The sequence below is a fragment of the Rubellimicrobium roseum genome (genome assembly GCF_006152145.1).
Classification (GTDB): Bacteria; Pseudomonadota; Alphaproteobacteria; order Rhodobacterales; family Rhodobacteraceae; genus Rubellimicrobium; species Rubellimicrobium roseum.
Map to the genome: position 1 here is coordinate 17,792 of NZ_VDFV01000016.1, position 25,250 is coordinate 43,041.

22 protein-coding genes are annotated in these 25,250 nt (G+C 67.5%); 2 read left to right on the forward strand and 20 right to left on the reverse strand.

Annotation, left to right across the window (positions count from 1 at the left end; all coding sequences use genetic code 11):
• Window positions 1-54 precede the first annotated feature (54 nt).
• The 13 genes from FHG71_RS12350 to FHG71_RS12410 all read right to left on the reverse strand — a co-directional run bounded on the left by FHG71_RS12350 (window position 55) and on the right by FHG71_RS12410 (window position 12,332).
• On the reverse strand, window positions 55-1,377 hold the full coding sequence (locus FHG71_RS12350; RefSeq protein WP_139081995.1) for a P-loop NTPase family protein: 1,323 nt from the start codon (window positions 1,375-1,377) through the stop codon (window positions 55-57).
• 84 nt (window positions 1,378-1,461) lie between these two features.
• Window positions 1,462-1,965 carry a prepilin peptidase gene (locus FHG71_RS12355; protein ID WP_139081996.1) on the reverse strand — a complete coding sequence of 168 codons (504 nt, stop codon included), beginning with the start codon at window positions 1,963-1,965 and terminating at the stop codon, window positions 1,462-1,464.
• 8 nt (window positions 1,966-1,973) lie between these two features.
• Window positions 1,974-2,813: a tetratricopeptide repeat protein gene (locus tag FHG71_RS12360; RefSeq protein ID WP_139081997.1), complete on the reverse strand. Its 840-nt coding sequence runs from the start codon at window positions 2,811-2,813 to the stop codon at window positions 1,974-1,976.
• Window positions 2,814-2,827: 14 nt separating this feature from the next.
• Entirely contained in the window at window positions 2,828-3,433 is a 606-nt protein-coding gene (locus FHG71_RS12365; protein ID WP_139081998.1) for a tetratricopeptide repeat protein, read from the reverse strand.
• 8 nt (window positions 3,434-3,441) lie between these two features.
• Window positions 3,442-4,458 carry a type II secretion system F family protein gene (locus FHG71_RS12370; RefSeq protein WP_139081999.1) on the reverse strand — a complete coding sequence of 339 codons (1,017 nt, stop codon included), beginning with the start codon at window positions 4,456-4,458 and terminating at the stop codon, window positions 3,442-3,444.
• A 9-nt stretch (window positions 4,459-4,467) separates the two neighbouring features.
• Window positions 4,468-5,436 carry a type II secretion system F family protein gene (locus FHG71_RS12375; RefSeq protein WP_139082000.1) on the reverse strand — a complete coding sequence of 323 codons (969 nt, stop codon included), beginning with the start codon at window positions 5,434-5,436 and terminating at the stop codon, window positions 4,468-4,470.
• 4 nt (window positions 5,437-5,440) lie between these two features.
• Complete coding sequence (locus tag FHG71_RS12380) at window positions 5,441-6,892, reverse strand: TadA family conjugal transfer-associated ATPase (RefSeq protein WP_139082001.1); 1,452 nt, start codon at window positions 6,890-6,892, stop codon at window positions 5,441-5,443.
• Between the two features lie 21 nt (window positions 6,893-6,913).
• Window positions 6,914-8,176: a CpaE/TadZ family protein gene (locus FHG71_RS12385; protein WP_139082002.1), complete on the reverse strand. Its 1,263-nt coding sequence runs from the start codon at window positions 8,174-8,176 to the stop codon at window positions 6,914-6,916.
• Window positions 8,177-8,353: 177 nt separating this feature from the next.
• Window positions 8,354-9,022, reverse strand: a complete 669-nt coding sequence (locus FHG71_RS12390) for an OmpA family protein (RefSeq protein WP_139082003.1) — start codon at window positions 9,020-9,022, stop codon at window positions 8,354-8,356.
• An 8-nt stretch (window positions 9,023-9,030) separates the two neighbouring features.
• The gene (locus tag FHG71_RS12395) at window positions 9,031-10,458 is read right to left on the reverse strand and encodes a type II and III secretion system protein family protein (RefSeq protein WP_139082004.1); all 1,428 of its coding nucleotides are present in this window, start codon (window positions 10,456-10,458) and stop codon (window positions 9,031-9,033) included.
• Between the two features lie 243 nt (window positions 10,459-10,701).
• Window positions 10,702-11,589 (reverse strand): Flp pilus assembly protein CpaB, encoded by an 888-nt coding sequence (gene cpaB / locus FHG71_RS12400; RefSeq protein WP_139082005.1) that lies wholly within the window; start codon window positions 11,587-11,589, stop codon window positions 10,702-10,704.
• Between the two features lie 23 nt (window positions 11,590-11,612).
• The gene (locus FHG71_RS12405) at window positions 11,613-11,825 is read right to left on the reverse strand and encodes a hypothetical protein (protein WP_246045437.1); all 213 of its coding nucleotides are present in this window, start codon (window positions 11,823-11,825) and stop codon (window positions 11,613-11,615) included.
• Window positions 11,826-12,125: 300 nt separating this feature from the next.
• Window positions 12,126-12,332, reverse strand: a complete 207-nt coding sequence (locus tag FHG71_RS12410; RefSeq protein WP_139082006.1) for a Flp family type IVb pilin — start codon at window positions 12,330-12,332, stop codon at window positions 12,126-12,128.
• Between the two features lie 337 nt (window positions 12,333-12,669).
• Between FHG71_RS12410 and FHG71_RS12415 the strand changes: the two genes are divergently transcribed.
• Window positions 12,670-13,539 carry a lytic transglycosylase domain-containing protein gene (locus FHG71_RS12415; RefSeq protein ID WP_246045438.1) on the forward strand — a complete coding sequence of 290 codons (870 nt, stop codon included), beginning with the start codon at window positions 12,670-12,672 and terminating at the stop codon, window positions 13,537-13,539.
• Here the strand turns inward: FHG71_RS12415 and FHG71_RS12420 are convergent.
• The 4 genes from FHG71_RS12420 to topA all read right to left on the reverse strand — a co-directional run bounded on the left by FHG71_RS12420 (window position 13,536) and on the right by topA (window position 17,928).
• The gene (locus FHG71_RS12420; RefSeq protein WP_139082007.1) at window positions 13,536-13,820 is read right to left on the reverse strand and encodes a GNAT family N-acetyltransferase; all 285 of its coding nucleotides are present in this window, start codon (window positions 13,818-13,820) and stop codon (window positions 13,536-13,538) included. The two genes, FHG71_RS12415 and FHG71_RS12420, sit on opposite strands and share 4 nt — an antisense overlap.
• Window positions 13,813-14,460, reverse strand: coding sequence for a CoA transferase subunit B (locus tag FHG71_RS12425; RefSeq protein ID WP_139082008.1), 648 nt, complete (start codon window positions 14,458-14,460; stop codon window positions 13,813-13,815). The genes FHG71_RS12420 and FHG71_RS12425 overlap by 8 nt, the downstream gene beginning before the upstream one ends.
• A gap of 11 nt (window positions 14,461-14,471) precedes the next feature.
• A complete protein-coding gene (locus FHG71_RS12430) occupies window positions 14,472-15,197 on the reverse strand; it encodes a CoA transferase subunit A (protein WP_139082009.1) in 726 nt (241 codons plus the stop codon).
• A 70-nt stretch (window positions 15,198-15,267) separates the two neighbouring features.
• The gene (topA, locus tag FHG71_RS12435) at window positions 15,268-17,928 is read right to left on the reverse strand and encodes a type I DNA topoisomerase (RefSeq protein WP_139082010.1); all 2,661 of its coding nucleotides are present in this window, start codon (window positions 17,926-17,928) and stop codon (window positions 15,268-15,270) included.
• A 500-nt stretch (window positions 17,929-18,428) separates the two neighbouring features.
• Here topA and FHG71_RS12440 point away from each other — a divergent pair, with 500 nt between their 5' ends.
• On the forward strand, window positions 18,429-21,335 hold the full coding sequence (locus tag FHG71_RS12440; protein WP_139082011.1) for a beta strand repeat-containing protein: 2,907 nt from the start codon (window positions 18,429-18,431) through the stop codon (window positions 21,333-21,335).
• A gap of 920 nt (window positions 21,336-22,255) precedes the next feature.
• On the opposite strand, the gene dprA is transcribed toward FHG71_RS12440, so the two are convergent.
• The 3 genes from dprA to FHG71_RS12455 all read right to left on the reverse strand — a co-directional run bounded on the left by dprA (window position 22,256) and on the right by FHG71_RS12455 (window position 25,153).
• Window positions 22,256-23,506: a DNA-processing protein DprA gene (dprA, locus tag FHG71_RS12445; RefSeq protein WP_139082012.1), complete on the reverse strand. Its 1,251-nt coding sequence runs from the start codon at window positions 23,504-23,506 to the stop codon at window positions 22,256-22,258.
• A gap of 496 nt (window positions 23,507-24,002) precedes the next feature.
• Window positions 24,003-24,386: a nuclear transport factor 2 family protein gene (locus FHG71_RS12450; protein ID WP_139082013.1), complete on the reverse strand. Its 384-nt coding sequence runs from the start codon at window positions 24,384-24,386 to the stop codon at window positions 24,003-24,005.
• 59 nt (window positions 24,387-24,445) lie between these two features.
• Window positions 24,446-25,153 (reverse strand): phosphatase PAP2 family protein, encoded by a 708-nt coding sequence (locus FHG71_RS12455; RefSeq protein ID WP_139082014.1) that lies wholly within the window; start codon window positions 25,151-25,153, stop codon window positions 24,446-24,448.
• Between the last annotated feature and the right edge of the window lie 97 nt (window positions 25,154-25,250).

Genomic DNA, 25,250 nt, shown 5'->3' on the forward strand with positions numbered 1-25,250 from the left:
GCTGTGGCGCGCTGTCAGGGCCGGGACGGCCCGCCGCCTGGGCCGGGCCGTGGCCTACTTCACGATCACCTCGTCCTTGACGAACATGTTGGCCCAGGCGCGGTCGATGAGCTCGGGGGTCATCTGCGGCGGGATGCCCTCGAAGCGGCAGATCGCCAGCATCTGGTCGATCAGGTAGACCGGCTGGTAATTCGCATAGACGTTGTTGATGGACGGATACTTGTACTTGAGAAGGTAAAGGAGCGTCTGCTGGTCGAGCGGCAGGCCTTTCTTCTTGGCCACGAGCGCGAAGATCCGCAGGAAGTCCTCCTGGCCCGGCCCATCGATCTTGATCTTGAAGAAGATCCGGCGGAGCGCCGCCTTGTCGAAGATCTCGTTGGGGTGGAAGTTCGTAGAGAAGATCACGAGCGTGTCGAAGGGCACCTCGAATTTCTCGCCCGACTGGAGCGCGAGGATGTCGCGGCCTTCCTCGAGCGGCACGATCCAGCGGTTGACGATCTTCTGCGGCGGCTCGGCCTGGCGGCCGAGGTCGTCGATGATGAAGATGCCGCCGGTGGCCTTCAGTTGCAGCGGCGCCTGGTAGGTCCGGGCGACCGGGTTGTAGACGAGGTCGAGCATGTCGAGCGACAGCTCGCCCCCGGTGACGACAGTGGGACGCTCGCAGCGGACGTAGCGGGTGTCGTAGCGCCCGGAGGTGCGCCGCAGCGAGGTGGGATCGTCATGGTCCTCCTCGGCGGCGGAGTGGATGATCGGGTCATAGACGGTGATGACCTGACCCGAATACTCGATGGCGCGGGGCACGTAGACCTTGTCGCCGATGGCGTTGCGGATGCCGTTCGAGATCGAGGACTTGCCGTTGCCCGGGGGACCGTACATCAGGATCGAGCGCCCGGCGCCCACCGCGGGGCCGAGGTGGTCGAGCAGCGCGGGCGGCAGGATCAGATGGCCCATCGCCGCCTCGAGCTGGGCGCGGGAGATGGCGACGTTGCGGATCGACTGGCGGGCAACCTGCTCGCGATAGACGGCGAGCGGGACGGGCATGGCGCCGTAGTATTCGGACTGGGCCAGCGCATCGAGGGCGCGCGCCTTGCCGGCGTCGGTGAGCTGGTAGCCCATCTCGGGGCCCGAGTTGGCGTTGAGCGTCCCCGTGGCCTCGCAGAGGCGCTGCGACCGGGCGAGGTCCACCAGCTCCTGCGTGACGTTGAGCGGCAGGCAGATGGCGCGGCTGATCTCGGTCACCAGCGTGACGTTCATGCGGAACATCGTCTTGAGAAGGATGTCGCGCATCATGACGAGCGAGATCTGCATCCCGTCCAGGGTCTTGGGGGCGGGGGGCGGGGTGACGCCCTGGGGCGCCGCGTTGACCGCGATGTTCATGGGATAGGCTCCTTCGGAGGCGGCCTGTTAACACTGAGGGCGCATCGTGACGGAAATGAGGAGGAATCGCGGAGCCCTGCGGGCCTAGCCCAGGGCGGCGAGGGCGAGGTAGGCCACGAGGCTGAGGCCCAGCCCGACGCCCATGGGGAAGCGCTTGCCTGAGGTCCAGCTCACCCAGTCCGGGGCGAGGCGGGGGCCGATGGTCCACTTGAAGAGCCGGTGCACCAGCCAGCCGGACAGCAGGCTCAGGAGGAAGATGACGGCGAAGGTGCCGAGGTCGGCGAAGGCGATGAAGGGGGCGGCGGCGGCGGCGAACTTCGCGTCGCCCGCGCCCATCAGGTAGATGGCGTTGAGTCCCATGCCGATCAGCAGCACCACCACGAGATGCAGGAGCCGCCAGGCCCAGTCCGCGAAGGTCCACGATCCGAGCGGCAGGAGCAGGAGCCCCCCCAGGACGAAGATCGCCAGAAGAGCCAGGACGGCCTTGTTGGGGATCTTCATGCGGCTCAGGTCCACGTAGCCAGCCCAGATCGAGACCGGGACGGCCCCCAGGAGGAAGGCGAGCGCCACGTCGGGAGGGGTGCCCACGGGTGTCGTCAGCTCAGGGCCTCGAGGGCGCGCGAGGCTTCCTCGAAGTAGGTGGGGCTGGTTTCGACGGCGTCCTCGAGAAGGCCACGGCCGATGGTGACATCGTTCTGCTTGATGGCCGCGAGCCCCAGCGTGTAGAGGAGCTGCGCCCGCTCGGCCTGCGTCATGGGGACGACCGGCAGGTTGTAGTTGCGCTGGGCCCCGCGCGCGAGGACGAGGTTGTTCTTGGCGGTGAACAGGTCGGGTTCGTGGCGCAGCGCCTCGGTGAAGAGCCGCTCGGCCGCGTCGTAGTCGCCGCGGGTGAGCTTGGAGTAGCCCCAGTTGTTCAGGACCCCCGCGGGCGTGGTCGTGAGACCGGTGGCGATCTCGTAGAAGCTGTCGGCCCGACCCCAGTCGGAGGCGGCGTCGGCGACCATGGCCTCGTAGCGGTAACGCTCGAAGGTTTCGTGGGTGGGGGGGATAGCGTCGAGCGCGCCGCGCGCGCGCTCCCACTGGTTGGTGCGGATATAGGCCCCTGCCAGCTCGGTCCGGTCGTCGTTCGTGGCTTCGGGGTGGGTGGTCACGGCCTCCCAGGCCGAGACGGCCTCGGTCGCGCGACCGGCGCGGATGAGCGAGGCCGCGAGCCCGCGCCTGAGATCGATGCGGTCAGGCGCCTCGCGCGTGGCGCGGGTGAAGTAGGCCACGGCCTCCTGGGGATCGGCCACGGACATCATGACGTCGTTGAGGCCGGACTCGTCGATGACGTTGATGTCCTCCAGGGCGTCCTGCACCGCCCTGTCGCCCGAAGGCGCGCAGGCTGACAGGAGCGCAAGCGCCAGGATCGCGCCGGTCATGGAGTGGTGGTTCATTCTGCCCCCTCGCCTCAGAGCGGCTCGATGGCAAGAAGGGCGTCCTCGGGACGGAGCGCGCCCTCGTCGCCCACGCCGATGAGCTGGACCTGCCCGCCAAGGTCGCCGGTCGGGGCCTGATCGCCCTCTAGGACGCCAGTGTAGAACGGGTCCTGCATCCGGGCGAGGGCAAGGCGGAGATTGTTTCGGATCGTGTCACTGTTGCCGCTGTCTGCGGCATAGGCCCGGCGAAAGACTTCGGAGGCCTCTCCGTATTTCTCCTGCTCCATGAGGAGCACGCCCAGGTTGTTCCACGCGGGGACGAAGCGGGGGTCCTCCTCGACGGCCTCGCGCAGCAGGCGCTCGGCCTGCCCAAGCCGGCCCAGGCGAAGGTTGGCGCTGCCCATGCCTGCCAGCGTGTCGGGCGTGAGCCCGTCTTCCGCCGCCGCCCGCATGTAGGCGTCGAGAGCGAGCTGGTGCTGGCCCGCGGCCATGAGGCGATGACCGGTCTCTAAGGGGTCGGCGCCGCCGCCGGGCGCCACGCCCGGCGCATAGACCCCGTCCGCCGCGCGGTTGATGCCCGGCACGCCACAGGCGGCCAGCCCGGCCAAGGCCGCGAGGCAAAGGAGCGTGCGTCCCATAGGGCCCGTCAGTTCTTGTCCTCGATGCCGGTGGCTTCCTGCACGCCGCCGCCCATGACGTCGGAAATCTCGTAAACGGACGGCCCGAGCAGGATGATGAGAAGCGGCGGCACCGTCAACATCATGGTCGCGAGCGTCATCTTTGTGGGCAGCGTATTGGCCTTCTCCTCGGCGCGCATCACGCGCTTGTCGCGCATCTCGCCCGCGTAGACCCGCAGGGCGTCGGCGATCGAGGTCCCGAACTGCTGGCTCTGGATCAGCACCGTCACGAAGGAGGAGATGTCCATGACGCCGCAGCGCTCGGCCAGGTCGCGCAGCACCTGCACCTTGTCCTTGCCGGCCTTGAGCTCGTTCGAGACGATGTCGAACTCGTCGGCGAGATCGGGGAAGCCCGAGCGAAGCTCCTTGGCGACGCGCACGATGGACTGGTCCATCGACTGGCCCGCCTCGACGCAGACGAGCATCATATCGAGGCTGTCGGGGAAGGCGTTGGTGATGTTCTCCTTGCGCGTGGCCTGACGCCGCGTGACCCAGTACTTGGGCGTCATGTAGCCCACGACCCCCGGCAGGAGGATCTGGATCGCCATGTCGGTGGTGTCCGGGTCGATCCCGGTCGTCGCGGCGTTGTAGAGCGAGTAGACCACCCCGAGCGTGAGGCCCCCGAGCCCCAGCGCGAACTGGGAGAAGTGGTACATCCGCACCGCGTTCTTGGACGGATAGCCCGCCTGCAGCAGCTTAAGCCGGACCGCCGAGTATTCCTTTTCGTCCTGCGGCTCGAGGAAGTTTGAGTATTTCTCGAGCTTGTCCGTGCCGTTGGCGCGGCGCAGCCGCTCGGCCTTCTCGCGGGCGGCCTGATCGGCGGCGGTCCGTTCCTTGAGCCGCTCGAAGCCGTCCTTGGGCCGGAACAGGAAGGCGGGCAGGGCGATCAGGATCATGACAATCCCGACCAGACCCACCGCCATGACCGGGCCCGAGGGGCCCAGCGTCGCGATGAGCCAGTCGTTGAAGGACGCGAGAACGGACATGGGAATCCCTCAGACCTTGATGTTCACGAGGGCCCGCATCACAAAGACGTTGGCCACCAGGAAGGCGCCCACGACCAAGCAGGCGGGGGTAAAATAGATCGTCTCGCGGACCTTGTCGTAGTAGTTGGGCTGGGCGACGTTGATCCCCACCAGCGCCACGAGCGGGAAGCCCGACAGGAAGTTCGAGGACCACTTGGCTTCGGCGGTGATGGCCTTGACGCGGCGGAAGAGCTTGAACCGCGCGCGGATCACCTTGGCCAGGCCGTCGAGGATCTCGGCCAGGTTGCCGCCCGCCTGCTGCTGGATCGAGACCGCCACCGCAAGGAAGCGGAGGTCCTGCATGCCGATCCGCTCGGCCATGTGCTTGAGCGCCTCGCCCATGTCGCGGCCGTAGGCGGCCTCGTCGGCGATCATGCCGATCTCGCTGCCCAGCGGATCGGGGATCTCCTGGGCCACGATGCCGATGGAGGAGGAGAAGGGATGGCCCACGCGCAGGGACCGGACCATGAGCTCCACCGCCTCGGGGAGCTGCTCCTCGATCATAGAGAGGCGCTTCTTGGCCTTGTGGCCGACCCAGACATAGACGCCGCCCACGCCCATGGCGACCGCGACGGCGGCGCGCACGGGGGTGGAGGCGCCTGTGCCGAAGGTCATGCCCACGAAGGCCAGGCCCGAGAGCACGATCATGATAAGGATGAGTTGGATGGGCGTGAAGGCGATGTTGGCCTTCTGCGCCTTCTCCGCGAGAAGCGAGTAGAAGGGGATCGACTGCGACTTGATGTGCTGGGTCATCTCCTTGCGGAGCTGGTCCATCACCTTTTCGCGGCCCGCGCCCTTTTCCAGGAGGTCGAGGCGGCGGTTCACGCGGCTGTTGAGGCTGATCGACTTGCCGAAGGCCGTGAGGTAGATGCCTTCGACCAGCGCGAGCACCGCGATGAAGATCAGTCCGTAGATGATCGGCTCGGCCGAGATTTCCATGGCGTCACCCCTTGGTCGGTTCGAAGATGGACGGCGGCAGGTCGTAGCCCCAGAGCCGGAACCGCTCGCTGAAGTGCGAGCGCACGCCCGTGGCGGTGAAGTGCCCGAGGATCTTGTTCTCGGGCGTCAGGCCCGTGCGCTGGAAGCGGAACACCTCCTGCATGGAGATGACCTCGCCTTCCATGCCGGTGATCTCGGTGATCGAGGTCATGCGGCGCGAGCCGTCCTGCAGGCGCGAGGCCTGCACGATCAGGTTCACGGCCGAGGCGATCTGGGCGCGCACGGCCTTGAGCGGCATCTCGATCCCGGCCATCGCGACCATGTTCTCGAGGCGGCTCACGCCGTCGCGGGCGGAGTTGGCGTGGATCGTGGTCATCGAGCCATCGTGGCCGGTGTTCATGGCCTGGAGCATGTCGATGACCTCCTCGCCGCGGGTTTCCCCCACGATGATGCGGTCGGGACGCATCCGGAGCGCGTTGCGCAGGCAGTCGCGCTGGGTCACGGCGCCCTTGCCCTCGACGTTGGGGGGGCGGCTCTCCATGCGGCCCACATGGGTCTGCTGGAGCTGGAGTTCGGCGGTGTCCTCGATGGTGAGGACGCGTTCCTCGTTGCCGATGAAAGACGAGAGCGCGTTGAGGGTGGTCGTCTTACCCGAGCCCGTGCCGCCCGACACGATGATGTTGAGGCGGGTCGACACGGCGGCCTGGAGATAGGCGGCCATCTCCTCGGAGAAGGCGCCGAAGCGAACGAGGTCGTCGATCGACAGCTTGTCCTTCTTGAACTTCCGAATGGAGACGAGCGAGCCGTCCACCGCCACGGGTGGCACCATGGCGTTGAAGCGCGAGCCGTCGGCAAGACGGGCGTCGACATAAGGGTTCGATTCGTCCACGCGCCGGCCCACGGCCGAGACGATCTTGTCGATGATTCGGAGGAGGTGCTTCTCGTCCTTGAAGGTGATGTCGGTGATCTGGAGCTTGCCCGCCCGTTCCACGAAGATCTGGTGCGGGCCGTTCACTAGGATGTCGTTGACGGTGTCGTCCTTCAGCAGCGCTTCGAGGGGGCCGAGGCCGCGGACCTCGTCGTAAAGGTCTTGGTAGAGTTGGGCGCGCTCGTCGCGGTTGATGGGCATGCCCATGTCGTCGATGGACTCGCCGGCGATGTTCTGGATCTCCTGCCGGAGGTCCTGCTCGGAAGCCTTGTCGAGAGCGGCGAGGTTGAGGTTGTCGAGCAGCACCTTGTGCAGCTCGAGCTTGACCTCCTGGAGCTTCTCCTTGCGCTTGCGCGCCTGGTCGGCGCCCTGCGCCTCGGCGGGGCGGACCTGGCCCGGGCGCATCAGGGCGCGTGCGGGATCGGCAGGGGCGGGGCCGGGCGCGGCGGTCGGCGCGGCGGCGGGGGCCAGACCGGCGGTGACGGGCTCGGGTTTTGTGACGTCAGACTTGCGGAACTTCGAGAACATCGGGGAACCAGGTTCGAAGGGTCAGGCGCGGGCGCGGACCTTCTGGGGCGCCGCCTCCGCGAGGTTGATCTCGTGGATCGACTTGGCGAGCTTGGCGATCTCCCGGCGCAGCGCATTCTTGGGCGCAGCCTCGGCCAAGGGAAGGCCTTGGTCGGCGGCCTCGGCCGCCACGCGTCCCCCATCGGGGAACTGCAGCTCGATCGAGATGCCGAGCGATTCGGCCATCCGCTTGACGCGTGACCGCCCCGACAGGTCGGCGAAGCCCGGCGCGCGGTTGAGCGCGAAGCGGAACTTGTGGAAGGGCAGCCCTTCGGCGGCGAGCGCCCGTTTGATGCGCAACGTGTTCTGCGCCGATCGCATGTCGAGACCGATCACGGCGAAGCAGATGTGAGCCGCGTTCAGGACGGCCTCGCTCCAGTCCGCCATCACGGGGGGCGTGTCGATCACCACGTAGTCGAAGTTCACCCGAGCCGTCTCGATGAGCCGCGCGACGTCGGCCGGGCTCACGAGGTCCATGGGTACGAGGTCGAGGGGTGCGGTGAGGACGTGAAGGCGATCGTTGTAGGTCTGCAGCGCCCCATCCAGCACGTCGCCGTCGAGGGCGCCCGTGTCGGCCAGCATCTCCTGCACGGCCTCGCGCCGGGGCAAGTCGAGGAAGGTTGCCACCGAGCCGAACTGGAGCCCGAGATCGATGAGGCAGACCTTGGGGGAGAGGTCCTTGTCGAGAGTCGCGAGTTCCCAGGCCAGGTTGACGGCCAGCGTCGTCCCGCCGGCGCCGCCGGCCATGGCGTAGACGGGAATCACCACGCCGGAATGGCCGCCGCCCGCCGGCGCCTCGGCCGGGGTGTCGGCGGCGGCGCTGGGCTTGGAGCCCCGGCCCCGCTTGGGGCTGCTGACGGCCCGCAGAAGCTCGCCCTCGGGAAGGGGATAGGGAATGAACTCGTCTGCGCCCTCGCGGAGGAGTTGGTGGAGCGCCGCCGGCGACACGTCCTCGGCCACGAGGATCACCCGGACACCCTTGGCGCGGGCGGCGGCGATGATCGCTACAACGGGTTCGAGGTCGCCTTCATCGCTTTCGTCGATGGCCACGACCACGAAATCCAGATGCTCGGCATCGGGCTGGTCGAGGAAGGTCAGCGCTTCGTTGAAGCCGAGATCACCCCAGCGATCGGCCGCGACGTTCTGCATGTCCTCGATCAGAAGGTCGAACTTCTGCACGTCGCGGCTGATCGTGCAGGCCGCGATGGATGGGGCCTCGCTCAGCAACCCGACGTTCCTGCTCATGGCACCTACCTCCTGGGCCGGATCGGGCCCGGCCTCGTTCCTGGGGCCTGACCCGCGCCGAAGCGCGGCAGGTCAGGCGCTGATGTGCAGGATTGCGCGGAATGGTGACAAGATTGGGGCCGGAACCGTGTGTTTATGGGGTTGATCGAAACAACTGCGTGGTTGGAGGGTGGATTATCAACCGCCTGCCGCACCGCCCTCACCGCCGCCTTCGCCACCTGCGGCCTCACCTCCACCACCGCCGCTGGCGGCGAAGCCGGTCGGGGTCGTGGCCGAGAGGACATATTCGCGGAAGACGATCGCCGCGTACTTGCCGTTGAGCACGTCGGGATTGTCCTCGACGAAGCCGCGCACGTCCGTCACGGTGCGGCGGTTCGCCCGCTCGGGCGACTGAGTCGCGACGAGGGGCTGCGTTTCGCCCTGCGAGACCAGCGCCTCGAGCCGGCCGCGATCGATGCCCTGCGACACGAGGAAGCTGACCGCAGCCTGGGCACGGCGCAGGCCCAAGCCTTCGTTGTAGGCGGCCGAGCCCACGAGGTCGGTATGCCCGTAGACCGCGAAACGCACTTCGGGGAACTGGCGGATGAAGGCGGCCTGCTGCGCGAGCGCAGTCCGCGCCTCGGCGTCGAGCTCGGCCGAGTCGAAGGCGAAGTTGATGGTGGTGGGCACGGCGTCGGCGAAGCGGTTCGACAGGGAGACCGCATAGGACATCTGACCCGACTGGATCAGGACGTTGTTCATGGTCGCGTTGCCGAAGCCCCTGTTCGACAGCTCGCCGCCCAGCTCGGGGGCGCAGCCCGCGAGGAGGAGGGCCGCCGGGATCGTGCCGAGAATTAGCCGCCGCATCACGTCCCTCAATCCATCACATAGCCGTAGGAGCCGGAAAAGTCTTGGCGCGCCACTTCGCCTGCGCCGCCCGACCGGGGCGCCTGGGCGGCCTCGACCCGCCCGAACAGGAACAGGTCCCGCTCGGAGGGCGGCCGCACGCGGTCAGTGGGAAGCGCCAGCGCCTCGCCGCGGGTGGGCGTGACCAGATGCGGCGTGATGATGATCACGAGCTCGGTCTGGGCACGCTGATATTCGGCCGAGCGGAACAGGGCCCCCAGGACCGGAATGTCGCCCAGGAAGGGCACCTGCCCGTTCAGGTCGCGGAAGTCGTCCGACAGGAGGCCCGCGATCGCAAAGCTCTCGCCGTCGCGCATCTCCACGGTCGTCGAGGTCTCGCGCCGGCGGAACGCGTCAATGGTGAAGCCGCCACCGAGGTTCACGCCATTGGCCGGGTCGATCGAGGACACGGCCGCCTGCATCTCGATGTTGATGAGGTCGCCGTCGACGACGCGGGGAACGAAACCCAGCTCGACGCCGAAGGGCTTGTACTCGACCGAGATCGTGTTCTCGTCCTGTGCCACGGGCACGGGATATTCCCCGCCTGCGAGGAAGCGCGCTTCCTGGCCGGAAAGGGCCGTGAGGTTGGGCTCGGCCAGTGTGCGGACCACGCCCCGGCTTTCCAGCGCCTCGAGCAGGAGGCCGACTTCGAGCCCGCCGGCGTTGAAGCCGAAAAGGATCGCGCCGTTGTTGGTGTTGGCCGTCGGGATGTTGCCCCCAAACGCGTTGTTCACGCCGCCCGAGGTGTTGAGCGAGCCTGTCCCGGCCGAGATTCCCAGGTCGTCGCCGAAGCCTGTGCCCTGCAGGGCCAGAGACGAGGACAGCGACTTGGAAACCGAGCGGTTCATCTCGGCGAATCGGACCTGGAGCATGACCTGCTGGGTTCCGCCCACCGTGAGCAGGTTCGAGACCCGGTCGGGCGCGTAGCGGTTGGCCAGTTCGATCGCGCGGTCGAGATCCTGGATGCTGTCCACGGTGCCCGACAGCACGATGCCGTCGTTGGCGGTCCGCACCTCGATGCCTTGGCCAGGAAGGATCTGCTCGAGCCGTTCCTTGAATTCGGCGATGTCGGGGGTGACGCGCACCTCGACGTTGGCGATGAGCTGGCCGTCGGCGCCCAGAAGGGTCAGCGTCGTGCGGCCCGGCGCCTTGCCCAGCACATAGATGGTGCGGTCCGACAGCGACGAGATGTCGGCGATGCCGGGGTTCGCGATGCTGAGTTCGGTGAAGGGGACGTCCGACTCGACCACGACGGCGCGGTTGAGCGGAACGTCCAGCGGCTCGCTCACGCTGCCGGTCAGCACGGTCAGCGTCTGGGCCGGCACGCCGGAAGGAAGGCCCGCCACTGCCAAGGTCAGGCCCGCCAAGGCGGCCTGCAGGAAACGGTGTGTGGTCATCACTCCTGCCTCTCGGTCCCGGATGCGGACGTTGCTATAGCCCGAAGGCGGTCCGTCCTTTTCAGAGAGCCTGTCGCCCCCGCGTCCGTCTGGCAAGCGATCCGACGACCTCTCACGTCCTCGCGAGCCAGTCGTGCCCCAGCCGCCACAGAGCCGCCATCCTCCGGCCTGTTGCAAGACGAAGCGGCGCGCCCCTGGACAGGAGCGCGCCGCGTGTCGTGGGTCGATCGATTGGGGGCGCCGTCAGCCGGCCGGGCAGTCAACCGGCGTCTCGAAGACCTCGGCGCCCTTGCGGGTGCGCACGGTGCAGATGCGCGGGGGGGGAGGCGGGGGCTCGGGCGCCATCACCACCGGCGCGGGCGCGGGAGCGGGGGCGTCCTCAAGGCCCAGCAGGGCCTTCTGGTCCACCTCGATGGCGGAAGCCACCGTATCATCTGTCTGTCCGACCAGCGACAGCGACAGCGAGCCCGAGGCCTGCGCCTGGGCGAGGTTGGCCACCTGCTGGGGGGTGACCTCCACGGTCACGTTGCTGGCGATATCGATGTCCATCGCCGTGTCGTCGGTCGACTGGTCGATGGCCACGAGCCTGAGGCCGGACTCGATGAGTTGGGTGACCTGACGCGCTTCCTGACCGCCTTCCTCGACCGTGCCGGTCCAGTAGACATCCACCCGGTCGCCAGGCCGCAGGAAGCCCGACACCCCGGAGGTTGCGTCCACCCCGATGGCGAAGGCCCGCAGTCCCGGGGTCAGGCGCTGCGTGATTCCCACGTCGCCGCCGGGCTCCGTCACCTTGACGACCAGCAGGGGCTCGTTGAGCTCCATCGGGCGCAGGGCCACGCGCGGCACGTCAGGACCTTCGGGGAAAAGTTCTTCCTCGGTGCGGAACACGCCCTCGGGCAGGAAGGGCTCGGCGTAGCGAATGAGCTGCACGTCAGACGGAGTGATCGACTCGCCGTAGCTAATCCGGCGGTTGACGGCGTAGACCTCGACGGTCGGGGTCGCGGCCTGCAGGGCCTGTTCGTATTGCGAAAGCATCACGGCCTGCGTTTCGAATTGGCCGCGCACCATATAGACGGCCGTCCCGGCCAGCCCGAGCCCGGCGACCAGAACCAGTCCGAACACGTTCTTCATCAGGATATCTCCCGTTCTGGAAGTCACAAAGGATCGAGTGTCGGCATCTCGATCTTGGCTAGGGCGGCCCCGGTGTCGGCGCCGAGCTGCGTTGTTTCGTCTGACATGATCGCCACGATTCCGGCGCCGATCAGGGCGATGGCGGCAGTCAGCACGACCCAATCGACGGTGACGGCCCCGGATTCATCCCGCGCGAACCGCTCGACGATAAACTTCATGACGACCTCCACGCGCATATCAGATCCGGGCGCGCCCCGATCTTCGCGCCAGAGACTGCCGCCGAATTGTGGCCGGGGTGGGGCGGGTCGCGTGCGGGTCCGCGGCCGGTACCTAAAAAGCGATAGGGCCGCGCCTTCAAGGAGCGGCCCAACGCCTGCTTTCCTGCGGCCGATAGCCTTGAGAGCTGACGATCCGGTGCTGGATGATGCCCGCGGCATCGCCGCTTAGGTAGGCTGGGCCTTTGGTTTGGCCCGACGCAGCGCCTGGGATAGCGATGACCAGGCTGGCGGCGAAGGTGAGCCCTACCCCGACTGCGATCAGTCGTTGCCGGCGGTCGAGCTCTGGATGTTCGTGCCGGCTTCGCCGACGGCCGTGGCGATGTTGTCGGCCGTGCCCTTGGCGTTCTCGGAGATCGAGTTCAGGACAACGATGCCCAGGCCGACGACGGCAGCGGTGAGCACCACCCAGTCGACGGTCACGGCGCCGTCTTCGTCGGCGCGGAAGTTCTTGATGAAGTTCAGCATGTCTGGCTCCTCAGGGGTTCTTGAGCTTCACACCGCGCCGGGTCGCTTGGGGCGTCTCATGGTCCTCGCACCCCCGTCGTCGATGACCGGATATGGCTCTTGGAATCTGGCGAGAGTTGGACGGGTTTCGTGCATTTGGCTGTCCTTTCGTTCGGCGCGGCTCCATGATTGGTCGCTCCGGCGACCGTTACGGGCTCTCGAAAGCCGGACACCGTGGCCGTGCTTCCTCAGCGGCAAAGCGAAATCACGGGTACTTGAGGGTGCCGCTCGCCGCTGCCCGCAAGGGCGGGCATTGTTCGCGCGTGGCGCGGGCAGGGTCGGCGACGGAGGAGCGAGCATGCGGCGACAGGTGGAGGCGGTGTTAATGAAGCGGGCAGGATCGTGGCAAACTGCCGCGGCGGCCGGCCTGATTCTTGGGGCGCTGACGGGGCCGGTGGAGGCCGAGGATTTCACCTTCAAGCGGATCGGCGTGCCGATTGCGGGCAGCACCGACCGCATCACCGTGCAGATCGACCCCAACATTCCGATGTTCGTGTCGAACCGGGCCGAGACTCCTTTCGTTCCGCTCGCTCCTGCCGCGGAGGCGCCGCACGGCGGCGGGGGGGCGGCTCAGCCGGCCGGCGTGGAGTGGTTCTGGAGCGGGGTGTCACCCCTTATGGCTGATTCGCAGCCGGGCCGACTCGACCAGGCGTTGCTCGTGATGGCGGCCTCGCCCGAAGGGGCGATCGTGCCGCCCCGGCTCCAGACGCTCCAAGACATCGCGCGGCTCTATGGCACCGACATCCTGCGCGAGACGGTGGGCACCCGCGTCTCGCCTGCGCTGGTGCTGTCGGTTATCGCCGTCGAAAGCGCAGGGCAGGCGGATGCCTTGTCGCACGCGGGCGCGGCCGGCCTCATGCAGCTCATGCCCGGAACGGCGGCGCGCTTCAACGTCGCGGACCGGCTCCAGCCGGCCGAGAGCATCCGGGGCGGCGTGGCCTATCTCGACTGGCTCCTGAACCATTTCGGCGGCGATCCGATCCTGGCCCTCGCGGCCTACAACGCGGGCGAAGGATCCGTCCGCGACAACGGCGGCGTGCCGCCCTATCCCGAGACGCGGGCCTATGTGCCCAAGGTGCTGGCCGCCTGGAGCGTGGCGAAGGGCCTGTGCCAGACGCCGCCCGAGCTGGTGTCGGACGGCTGCGTCTTCGTGGGCGAGGCGCTCTAGCGGGAGAAGAGCGGCGCCCATTCCGGGTGCCGCCGGGCCTGCCCGGCCACGAAAGGGCAGAGCGGCACGATGGTGAAGCCCTGTGCGCGGGCGTCCGCGAGAAGCGCGTCGAGGAGCGCCTCGGCGAGGCCCTGTCCGCGCAGGGCGCCGGGCACGTAGGTGTGGTCTGCGATGACCTGGTCTGGCGAGAGGACCGACAGCGTCAGCTCCGCCTCGCCCTCGGGTCGTCGGATCACGTAGCGGCGCTTGGAGCCGAGGTCCTCGCGCTCGACCTCAGGCAAGGGTGGCCTCGGTCTCGACGATCTTCGCGTCCGTCGCCCGTCGGATCTCCTCCTCGGTCACGCCGGGCGCGCACTCCACGAGGCGCAGTCCGCCCTCGACCACATCGAGGACTCCGAGATTGGTGATGATGCGGTCCACGACGCCCTGGCCCGTGAGCGGCAGGGTGCAGGCCTTGAGCACCTTCGACTCGCCCGCCTTGTTGGTGTGGTCCATCACCACCACCACGCGGCCCACGCCCGCCACAAGGTCCATGGCCCCGCCCATGCCCTTCACGAGCTTGCCGGGGATCATCCAGTTGGCGAGGTCCCCTTCCTCGGAGACCTCCATCGCGCCCAGGATGGCCATGGCGATCTTGCCGCCCCGGATCATCGCGAAGCTCGTGGCCGAGTCGAAGTAGGCCGAATGCGGCAGCTCCGTGATGGTCTGCTTGCCGGCGTTGATGAGGTCGGGGTCCTCCTCTCCCTCATAGGGGAAGGGACCCATCCCGAGCATCCCGTTCTCGCTCTGGAGCGTGACGTTCACGCCCTCGGGGATGTAGTTGGCCACCAGCGTCGGAATGCCGATGCCGAGGTTGACGTACATGCCGTCGCGGAGTTCCTGCGCCGCGCGCGCGGCCATCTGGTTGCGGTCCCAGGGCATGGGCGATCTCCTCAGGCGGGGATGGGGGTGGAGCCGGCGGCCTCGCGCTTGCGCGTGGTGCGCTGCTCGATGCGCTTCTCGTGCGGGCCCGCGATCAGGCGGTGGACGTAGATGCCGGGCAGGTGGATGGCGTCGGGGTCGAGGCTGCCCGCGGGGACGATCTCCTCCACCTCGGCCACGCAGATCTTGCCGCAGGTCGCGGCGGGCACGTTGAAGTTGCGCGAGGTCTTGCGGAAGACGAGGTTGCCTGTGGGATCCGCCTTCCAGGCCTTCACGATGGACAGGTCGGCAAAGATGCCCTTTTCCAAGATGTAGGTCTGACCGTCGAAGTCCTTGTGCTCCTTGCCCTCGGCCACGACGGTGCCCACGCCGGTCTTGGTGTAGAAGCCGGGGATCCCGGCGCCGCCAGCCCGCATCCGTTCCGCGAGCGTGCCTTGCGGGTTGAACTCCAGCTCCAGTTCGCCCGACAGGTACTGGCGCATGAACTCGGCGTTCTCGCCCACGTAGGACGACATCATCTTGCGGACCTGCCGGGTTTCCAGCAGCACACCCAGCCCGAAGCCGTCCACGCCGGCGTTGTTGGAGGCCACCGTCAACTCGCGCACCCCCGCCTCGCGGATGGCCGCGATCAGAAGCTCGGGTATGCCGCAAAGGCCGAAGCCCCCCGCCGCGATCAGCATGCCGTCGCGGAGCAGACCATCGAGCGCCGCCTTCGCGTCCGGATAGACCTTGTTCATGCCGCCGCTCTCCCCTCCGCCTCGGTTGCGGAAAGCCTAGCGCCGCGATGCAGCGGAGGGAAGGGGCGTGTCAGGTCCCGCTTGCGGCGGCCTTGCTGCGGGTGGCGGGCTTCTTCGGGGCGGCCTTCGGCTTCGCCTCCTTGGGCTCGGCCTTCGCTTTCGGCTTGGGCTTCGCCTCCTTGGGCTCGGCCTTCGGCTTCGGGGCAGCCTTGGCTTTCTTCGCGGGCTTGGAGCCCGCCTTGGCGTCCACGAGGGCCACGGCCTCGTCCAGGGTGATCGCCTCGGGCTCGACGTCCTTGGGCAGGGTGGCGTTGACCTTGCCCCACTTCACGTAGGGTCCGAAGCGACCGGGCATGACGGAGATCTCGCCGCCCCCCGGATGCTCGCCCAACGCGCGCAGCGGCTGCGCGGCGGCCCGGCCCCGTCCGGCTCCGCGCCCGGCCAGCTTCTGCGCCAGCACCTCGACGGCCCGGTTCATGCCGATTTCGAAGACCTCCGAGGCATCGGGAAGGTTGGCGTAGGTGCTGCCGTGCTTGACGTAAGGGCCGAAGCGGCCAATGGCTGCCTCGATCGGCTGGCCGTCCTCGGGGTGGGGCCCGATGACGCGGGGCAGGCTCAGGAGGCGCAGCGCCTTCTCCAGGTCCATGTCCTGCGCCGACCAGCCCTTGGGCAGCGAGGCGCGGGGCGGCTTCGGGTTCTCTGTCGTCGCCTCGCCGCGCTGCACGTAAGGCCCGAAGCGGCCGTCCTTGAGATGGATCGGGTCGCCGTTGTCGTGGCCCAGCAGCCGCTCGCCCGTCTGGACCTCGCCGTCCTCGGACGGGGGGCCGAAGGGGCGCGTGTAGCGGCACTCGGGGTAGTTGGAGCAGCCGATGAAGGCGCCGCCGGTGCGGGCGGTGCGCATCGACAGCCGCCCCGTGTCGCAGGTGGGGCAGAGGCGCGGGTCGCCGCCGTCGGCGCGGGGCGGGTAAAGATGGGGCGCCAGCACCTCGTCGATCTTGTCGAGCACCTCGCCGATGCGCAGGTCCGCCGTCTCGGCGATGGCGGCCGAGAAGTCCCGCCAGAACCGGGCGAGCACCTCCTTGTAGTCGGCGTCGCCGGCGCTGATCTCGTCGAGCTGGTTCTCGAGGCCCGCGGTGAAGTCGTATTCGACGTAGCGACGGAAGTAGTTGGTCAGGAAGACGGTGACGAGCCGGCCCTTGTCCTCGGGGACGAGACGGCCGTTCTCCTTGCGGACGTATTCGCGGTCCTGGATCGTGGTGACGATCGAGGCGTAGGTGGAGGGGCGGCCGATCCCCAGCTCCTCCATGCGCTTCACGAGCGTGGCCTCGGTGTAGCGGGGCGGCGGCTGGGTGAAGTGCTGCTCGGGCGTCACCGCCACCTTGTCCGCCGGCTCGCCCTTGGCCATCTGCGGGAGCCGCGCGTCGTCCTCGCCCTCGGCGTCTGCCCCGGCCGGGGCCACGTCGTCGCGCCCCTCGGTGTAGACCCGCATGAAGCCGTCGAACAGCACGACCTGCCCCGAGGCGCGCAGGCCCACCTGGCCGTCGGCGCTGCCGATCTCGACGGTGGTGCGCTCCAGCCGCGCCTCGGCCATCTGAGAGGCCAGCGTGCGTTTCCAGATCAGGTCATAGAGCTTGCGCTGGTCGGGGTCGGTGATTCGCAAGGCGCTCGCGTCGCGGCTCATGTCCGTGGGCCGGATGCACTCGTGCGCCTCCTGGGCGTTCTTGGCCTTGTTCTTGTACATGCGCGGGGACTTCGGGACGTAGTCCGCGCCGAAGCGATCCTTGATGGCGTCGCGGGCGGCCATGACCGCCTCGGGCGCCATGTCGATGCCGTCGGTCCGCATGTAGGTGATGTGGCCGGCCTCGTAGAGCCGCTGGGCCGCCGACATCGTGGCCTTGGCGCCCATGCCGAACTTGCGCGACGCCTCCTGCTGGAGGGTCGAAGTCATGAAGGGAGCGGACGGGTGGCGCGAGCCGGGCTTGGCCTCGACGCTCGTCACGGTGAGGTCGCGGTGCTGGACGGCCGCCACGGCGAGGTCGGCGTCGGCCGCCGTCTTCAGGTCGAACTTGTCGAGCTTGCGACCTCCGAGCGAGACGAGGCGCGCGGCGAACTCCCGGCCGCGCGGCGTCTTCAGGACGGCTTCGACGGTCCAGTACTCCTGGGCGCGGAAGGCCTCGATCTCCATCTCGCGCTCGACGATGAGCCGCAGGCAGACGGACTGCACGCGCCCCGCCGACTTGGCGCCCGGCAGCTTGCGCCACAGCACGGGGGACAGGTTGAAGCCCACTAGATAGTCGAGCGCACGTCGGGCCAGATAGGCGTCCACGAGCGGCGCGTCGACCTGCCGCGGTTGGCGCATCGCCTCGGCGACGGCCGTCTTGGTGATGGCGTTGAAGGTGACGCGGCTCACCTCGGTGGTCGCCTTGATCGCCTTGCGCTCGCGCAGCGCCTCGGTGAGGTGCCACGAGATCGCCTCGCCCTCGCGGTCGGGGTCGGTGGCCAGGATGAGGCGCGGGTCCGCCTTGAGCGCGTCGGCGATGGCTTTGAGGTGCTTCTTCGACTCGGGAGCGACTTCCCATTCCATGGCGAAGTCGTGCTCGGGGTCGACCGAGCCGTCCTTGGCGGGAAGGTCACGCACGTGCCCGAAGCTCGCCAGCACCGTGTAGTCGCTGCCGAGATAGGCGTTGATCGTCTTGGCCTTGGCCGGGGATTCGACAACGACGACGGGCATCAGGCAAGCTCCGGCAGGCGGACGAGGGGCGGGGGCGGTATGTGGGCGCGGGCCCCCGAATGTCAATGCGGCCGGGGGCGCAGGGGCCCGGCGTCCCGCTGCCCCGATGGCCGGAGCGTCTTGGGGTCCTCCCGTTCCGGTTGCGGCCCGCGCCATCTTGGCCGGGCGACTTCGGGATACGCATTGTTGACTTATTGGATACAGATATTGCGATGGCCCTGCGGCTCGCCGGATTCCAGCAAAGATATGTTGGTTGCCATTTTATCGGCCTTGGAAATCTGGGCCTTCCCACGTCCAACGAGGAAACCGGGCGGGGCATCCTCTGAAATGGCACAATGTTGTGTAAACCGACCAATTTCGGACACTTAGGTGCCACGATTGATTTGTTGACGCAGAGCCTGCGACTCTCCTACTGAAAGAGCGCACAAGCAAGGATTGTCCCACGCGAGACGTGCGGCCGGTCCCTAACAAGTTCACGCTTGCCTAAAAGGGGAATTGCAATGCCGTCCGTTGCATCCGGAAGTTCCGTTACCGCTCTCGAGGGATTCACCACGATCCTCGACACCCTGAAATCGGCCACGGGAATGAGAAGCCTGTCCTCGGACAGCGTGACCTATGTCTCGGGTGGAAAGACTTACCTGATCTCCGGCGCGGACCTCGTGGTGACGGGCGGCGCCCTGGCTTCGGGCACGATCACCGGCATCCGGTCGAACAACAGCTTCAGCTACACGGTCACAAATATCAATCTGACCGTGAGTGAGATCAAAACGGCGATCACGAGCGAGAGGAGCGGTGTTTCGACGGCGCTCGACAACCTCCTCATCAACCACGAAGGCGGATGGACGGTCCGGGGCAACGGGCTTGTGAACACCGCGACCGGGTCCAAGCTGAAGGGGACCACGACCTGGAACCTCCAGTCCGGCAATGACCGCATGACCGGCGGGATCGGCGGTGACACCATCAACGGCGGCGATGGCAACGACTCCCTCAGCGGGGGCAAGGGGGCCGATACCCTCAATGGCGGCAATGGCGCCGACATTCTCGACGGCGGGCTCAACACCTCGAGCACCAATGTCAATGTGGACAAGCTGAACGGCGGCGCGGGCAACGACACCTTCCGCATCAGCCAAGCCAAGGGCCTTGATGTCGTCGATGGTGGCGCCGACAGCGACACGGTTTTTGTGCAAGGGTCCAGGCTGACCATCAGCGACTACAGCCTGAGCAATGTCGAGATCGTGGCCGCGGCCTCTGTCGGTGCGACTCTGCTGGGTGGGACAGGCAACGACAGCATCGGCGTCGACTACACCATCGGCGGCGCCAATCTGAAGAGCTTCAAGGTGATCGACGGCAAGGCCGGCGACGACACCATCAAGGGTAGCGCCAAGGCCGAGACGATCCTGGGCGGCGGCGGCGCGGACAGCATCGAAGGCGGTTCGGGCAACGACGTGCTGAACGGCGGCGCGAGCGATGGCGCCATCGATACGCTCAAAGGAGGGGACGACAACGACCTTTTCCTGCTGTCGGGCAACACGGGCGCTGACACGATCGTTGGCGGCGAGGGAATCGATACGATCCGTGTCACCGGCATGACCGTCAATGGCGTCACAAGCTTCTCCATGGAGGATCTCGCGAACACGAGCGAGGTTGAGAACCTGATCACGACGAGCGGGTCCGTGAGGCTCAACGGCAGGACGACGGCCGACCTCATCAACGTGACTGGTGGCTATGCGGTCTCGGGCTTCGTGACCATCGACGGCAAGGCCGGCAACGACCACATCAAGGGCACCGCAGGCATCAACACACTGTTCGGGGACGATGGGGTGGACAGCCTGATCGGCGCCGGCGGCTCGGACAAGCTGTATGGCGGCGCGGGCGACGACACGATCTGGGGTGACGCCGGAGACAATACTACTTCTCTGGGGGCTGGACGCGACGAGATCGATGGTGGCGCCGGGCAGGACACCCTCAATGGTGAGTTCGGCAACGACAAACTCAACGGCGGCGCGAACGACGCCGCGGTCGACACGATCAACGGCGGCGAGGGCAACGACACCTTCACGTTGGGCGGGGGTTCGGGCGCGGATATCATCACCGGCGGCAACGGGACCGACACCGTCGAGGCGATCGGAACGTTGAACTCTCTCACGAAGAAGACCGTATTCGACTTTGCCCTGCTGGCCGGCATGAGTGGAATCGAAGTTCTGCACTCCACCAGCAGTTCGGCTGTGCTGCAGGGCACGGACAACGGCAACAGCATCGGCAGCACCACGACGAACGGCGTCACGACCTTCGGTTACGAGATCACCAACTTCGCCACGATCGACGGCGGCAAGGGTGACGACACGATCTCGGGCAGCCTCGACGGCGAAGACATCGCGGGCGGCGAAGGGAACGACGTCCTGCTTGGCCGCGGCAACCGGGACACGATCGATGGCGGCGTTGGCAACGACATCATCCATGGCGACTTCGCCACTGGCACGGTGATCGACGTAGCCGGCAACGACGTTTTGGACGGCGGCGACGGCGCGGACCAGATCTACGGCGAGGACGGCACCGACGAGTTGAACGGCGGGGCAGACGACGGCGCTGCGGACTCGCTCTACGGCGGCGCAGGCGACGATACCATCTGGCTGAGCAGCGCTGGCGGAAGCGACGTGGTCAGGGGTGGCGATGGCTACGACGTGATCAAGACGACGGGCACGGTCTTCCTGGCCAGCAATCTGAGCAGCATGCTGGTGAGCGGCGTGGAAGAGGTCAGCACCATCACCACCAAGACCCTTCAGGGTAGCTCAGGCGACGACACGCTTGGGGTCGACTACAAGCTCACAGGCTTCGGCGTGGTCGATGGGGGGGACGGCAACGACCTGATTGTCTCGAGCAGCAGCTCCAGCAAGGCTGAAACCTTCTCGGGTGGCACGGGCAATGACGAGATCCGGGGCTTCAACGGGTCCGATGATCTGATCGGCAACGCCGGCAATGACATCCTGAAGGGCGATGCCGGTCAAACTGATGTGGCACAGAGTGCCCCGGGCAACGACGAACTCTACGGCGGAGCAGGGGACGACCAACTGTTTGGTGAGGCGGGTGACGACCTGCTGCAGGGCGGCGCAGGCAACGATACGCTCAATGGCGGTGACGGAGCGGATACGTTCCTCTTCATGGACTTTACGGACATGGGGGCGGACAGCGCCACAACCGATACGATCACCAAGTTCGAGGCTGGTATCGACAAGATCGACCTTCTATGGCTGGGCAGCCTGACCTGGGTGGACGCGCTCTCTGAGGGCGACGTCGATCAGGTCACCTTTGCGGACGGGATGATCCAGATCGACAATGATGACGATTTGGATGCCGAGTACGTCATCAACATCGCGATCGGCACGGTCAGCGAGCTCGATCTGGCCTGATCTAAGCGCCCGACCACGACATGCGGCCTGCCCCTGACCCGGGGCAGGCCGTTCCAATTCGAGACCCCTGTTCGGCCTGTCTGATCCGGTGGTGGACCATAAGTCGGGACATCGCGGGTGTGCGGCCACGGGTTATGGGGCAGTTCCTGCAACCGGGCATAAGCCCTGGGCCGAGCGCGCGAGGTCGTAGTCTGTTCAAGACAGCGTGCAACGGGATCGGGCCATCGGGAGGCGGCAATGTCCGATCCCGCATCGGGACTGCGGAAACCTTCAACCCGAGAGGTGGGGCTGGACGATTGCTCCAGATCCGCATGCCGATGATCCTGGATCAGCGGCAACACCGGGCCGTTCGTGCCGGGACCCTGAGCCTGCGCGACACCTTGTATCTAGGACCATCCTGCAGACGTCCGCCGTTCCTCCACTTGACCCAGTTGCCAACGCCGATGTCGAGAGGGCGAGCAAGCGAAGGGGGGCGAGGAGCGCAAGGGGACCGGCTGCTTAACATAATCGGACAACTCGAATCCTGTGCCGTCCGATCCCGGTGCCTGTTTTCTCGCATCGCGATCCCGCCGGCTGGGCAACGAGGTGGCGTGCGCAGGGCATTAGGAGTGATCCTGGGTCTTAGCAGAAGGATCGACCCATCCTACGAATGTTCTTGTCCGCTTCGAGGCGTATGGATCGAGCCCAGCTACAACGCAACATCCGCGAACTACGTGGCGCTCTACAGATAGTCGCAATCCGTTCGAAAAGACCTCGCCCGCCGGCCTGCCGAGCTGTCACGGTTCCTTCCGGTGCCGCAGCTTCATGAAACGAACCGCGGGTCCTGTGGCAACCGAACCGAAAGGTGCCTGCGGGCTGTTCGTGTGCTAGGGTCTAGTTTCGGCCGGTCTGGCGAAATTGTCGCGACCGTTCATCGCCATTCAGGCCGCCCGCGACAATAAACCACCCGGCTGCCGCACGATCATCCCTTCGATCTCGAGATCGGTGAGCACGGAGGCCAAGGCAGCGGCCCCGCGCCCGAGGTCGCGGATAAGTTGGTCCTCGGCGAGAGGAGTCGGGCCGAGGAGGTCGAGGACCCTGTCCCGCAGGGTGCCGGACGGTTGCAGGCCGGGAAGCCGGTTCCGCTGGCTCTGTCTGTCATGTCCGGGCCGATCGACGCGCGCTCCCTGGTTCAGCCTGGGCGCAAACTTCGCCGGAAGGACGTCTGCGTTCTCGGGCACGGTCGGCCGGGCCAGCGGATCTTGCGACGCTGCTGCGGCGAGCCCAGTGGGAAGGCGAGCCAGAGCGGGCGCCAGCGCCTCAAGGACGTCGTCGGCGGAGCGGACCAGCGTGGCCCCATCGCGCAGAAGAAGGTTGCAGCCGGCGGCGCGGGGGTCGAGCGGATGGCCGGGGACGGCCAGGACCTCGCGCCCCTGGTCGGCGGCAGCGCGGGCGGTGATGAGGCTGCCCGACCGCTCGGCCGCCTCGACCACGATCACGCCAAGCGCGAGGCCCGAGACGATACGGTTGCGTGCTGGAAAGTGCCGGGCCTGGGGATCGAGTCCCATCGGCTGTTCGGACAGGCGCAGGCCACGTCGCCCGATCTCGGCGGCGAGGTCGGCGTTCTCGGGCGGGTAGATCTGGTCTACCCCGCCTGCCATCACGGCGACCGTGCCGATGGGCAGGGCCGCGCGGTGGGCGGCCGTGTCGATCCCGCGCGCCAGTCCCGAGACGACCACGAGGCCGGAATCGCCCAATCCTTCGATCAGGGAACGGGTCATGCGCAATCCGAGCGAAGAGGCGTTCCGCGCGCCGACGAGAGCCACCATGGACCGTTGGAGGAGCGAGGCGTCGCCAAAGGCCCAGAGGAGCGGCGGAGCATCGGGCAGGAGGGCCAGCGCTGCGGGATAAGCGGGATCGTTCCGGAGGAGGAGGCGGGCGCCTTGGGCCAGACCTGCCCGATATTCGGCCAGCGCGACACCTTCGGGACAGGGGGCGTAGTCCGAGACTCCGGCGGCCCGGGCTATGGCCGGAAGTGCGCGGAGCGCGGCGCGCGCCGAGCCGTGTTCGGCCAAGAGACGAGTGAAGGTGGCCACGCCGACACGGCGCGAGCGCAGCAGACGAAGCCAGTCCAGCCGTTCGTCTTCCTGGGTGGGTGGGAGTTGGGGGTGAGCGGAAGTGGGTCCGACCATCCTGATCCTCGCCTGCTGCTGGAATCACCATATCCTCTACAGAGTTAACATCTGGTAAACCGACTGGCCCCGCCGGGCCCTCCAAGACGAAAAAAGCTGCGTGGATGCTTCGCGCGGCCGGCAGCCCGAATGGTGGCCCCGGGAGCGTGCAAGGGGTCCAAACCTCCTCTGGCCTTCCGGCAAGCGATCCCGGTGTTGCCCATCGGCGGCTGGACTCGTTCGGCGCTCAGGCCCTTTGCAGTCATGAGCATGCCGCGTCGGGGCCCATTTTGCCGGGTCCGAGGGGCGCGGACACCGACCCTGACAAGGCCGACAGGAGGACCCCACGGGAACGGCCCATTGTTGCCCTTGGGAGTGCCGCCGCCCTCGGTCGGGGCGGCGTCCGGCTTGCCCCTGGCGGGAGCCTCGCCGCGAGCGGCCTGGGGCTCATAGTTGCGCGGCCGAAGCGCCGGGGACCGATCCGGCGGCGGGGCGCGACGGACGGGCTCGGCCGAGGTCAGCCCTCCTTGCGCGCCTCCTGCGTCAGGAAAGCCGCCGAGTCGTAGACGGTCTCGAAGCGATGGACCTTGTCCCCGTCGAACTCGATGACGCTGACGCCCCGATAATTGATCGGATGGCCGTCCTTCAGGATGCCCTTCGAGGTCCAGACGAGGGCGGCCTGGCCCTCGGCCTCGATCAGATGGCTGAACTCGGACCGGATGGTCTCGAACTGGGCGAGGTAGGTCTCCCAAAAGCGGCGGGCTCCATCGAGCCCATGGTGGGCGATGGCGAGGTTGTGGAGTTCGGAGTCCTCGGCGAAGAGCCGGACGAGGTGATCGGGGTCGCCCGTCTCCTCCGTGCGCTGAAGGGAATCCGCAAAGGTCTGCGCCATGCCGGGCATCGGGGGTCTCCTGCTGCTTGCTGTCCGCAGAAGGCGCGGGGTGCGGGTCGGGTTCCCGCCTACGGCCCGCCGCGCTCGGGCTCGATGTCGCCCCGGCGCGACAGCCAGCGCGCGGCGAGCAGGCAGAGGAGCGCCCAGGCCGCCCCCAGTGTCCAGCCCGCCAGCACGTCCGAGGGCCAGTGGACGCCCAGGTAGACGCGGCTGACGCCCACCGCCACGGCGACGAGGGCCGCGAGCGCGATCCAGTAGACCTTCATGCGGCGCCGCGGCTCGGCGCGGGCGAGCATGACGGCAAGGGTGAGCCAGGTCACCGCGGCCATCATGGAATGGCCCGAGGGGAAGGAGGTCGATACGAACTCGGTCCCGTGGGGCACGAGATCGGGGCGGGGGCGGTCGAAGAAGGTCTTCGAGAAGTGCGAGAGGGCCTGCCCCCCAGCAACGGCCACGCCCAGGAACAGCGCGGAGCGGCCGTGGCGGCGGATGGCGAGGGCGCCCATCACCGAGAGCGTCACGAAGGTGAGGACGGTGACCCCGCCCAGGGCGGTGACGTCGCGGACGGCGGTCTCGATGGCCGGAGACCCGAGGGGGTCGGAGATGTCCGTGGGAGAGCGCAGCGCCAGGAGGAGGGATTCGTCGAAGGCATGGGTGTCGCCCTCGGCCACCTCGTCGGCAAGGCCCACGAAGGTCCAGAGCGCGGCGGCCGTCAGGAGCACGGCGAGAAGGGTCTTGGCTTCGACGCGGGCGAGGAAGGGGCGGAGTGGGGCCATGAGGCGATCCTGGTCTTGCCTCCCGCCGAGGTGGGACGGAATTGTGCAGGCGCAAGGGGGTGGAGCACTGACGGTCCTTCAGCTACGCCGGTTCTCA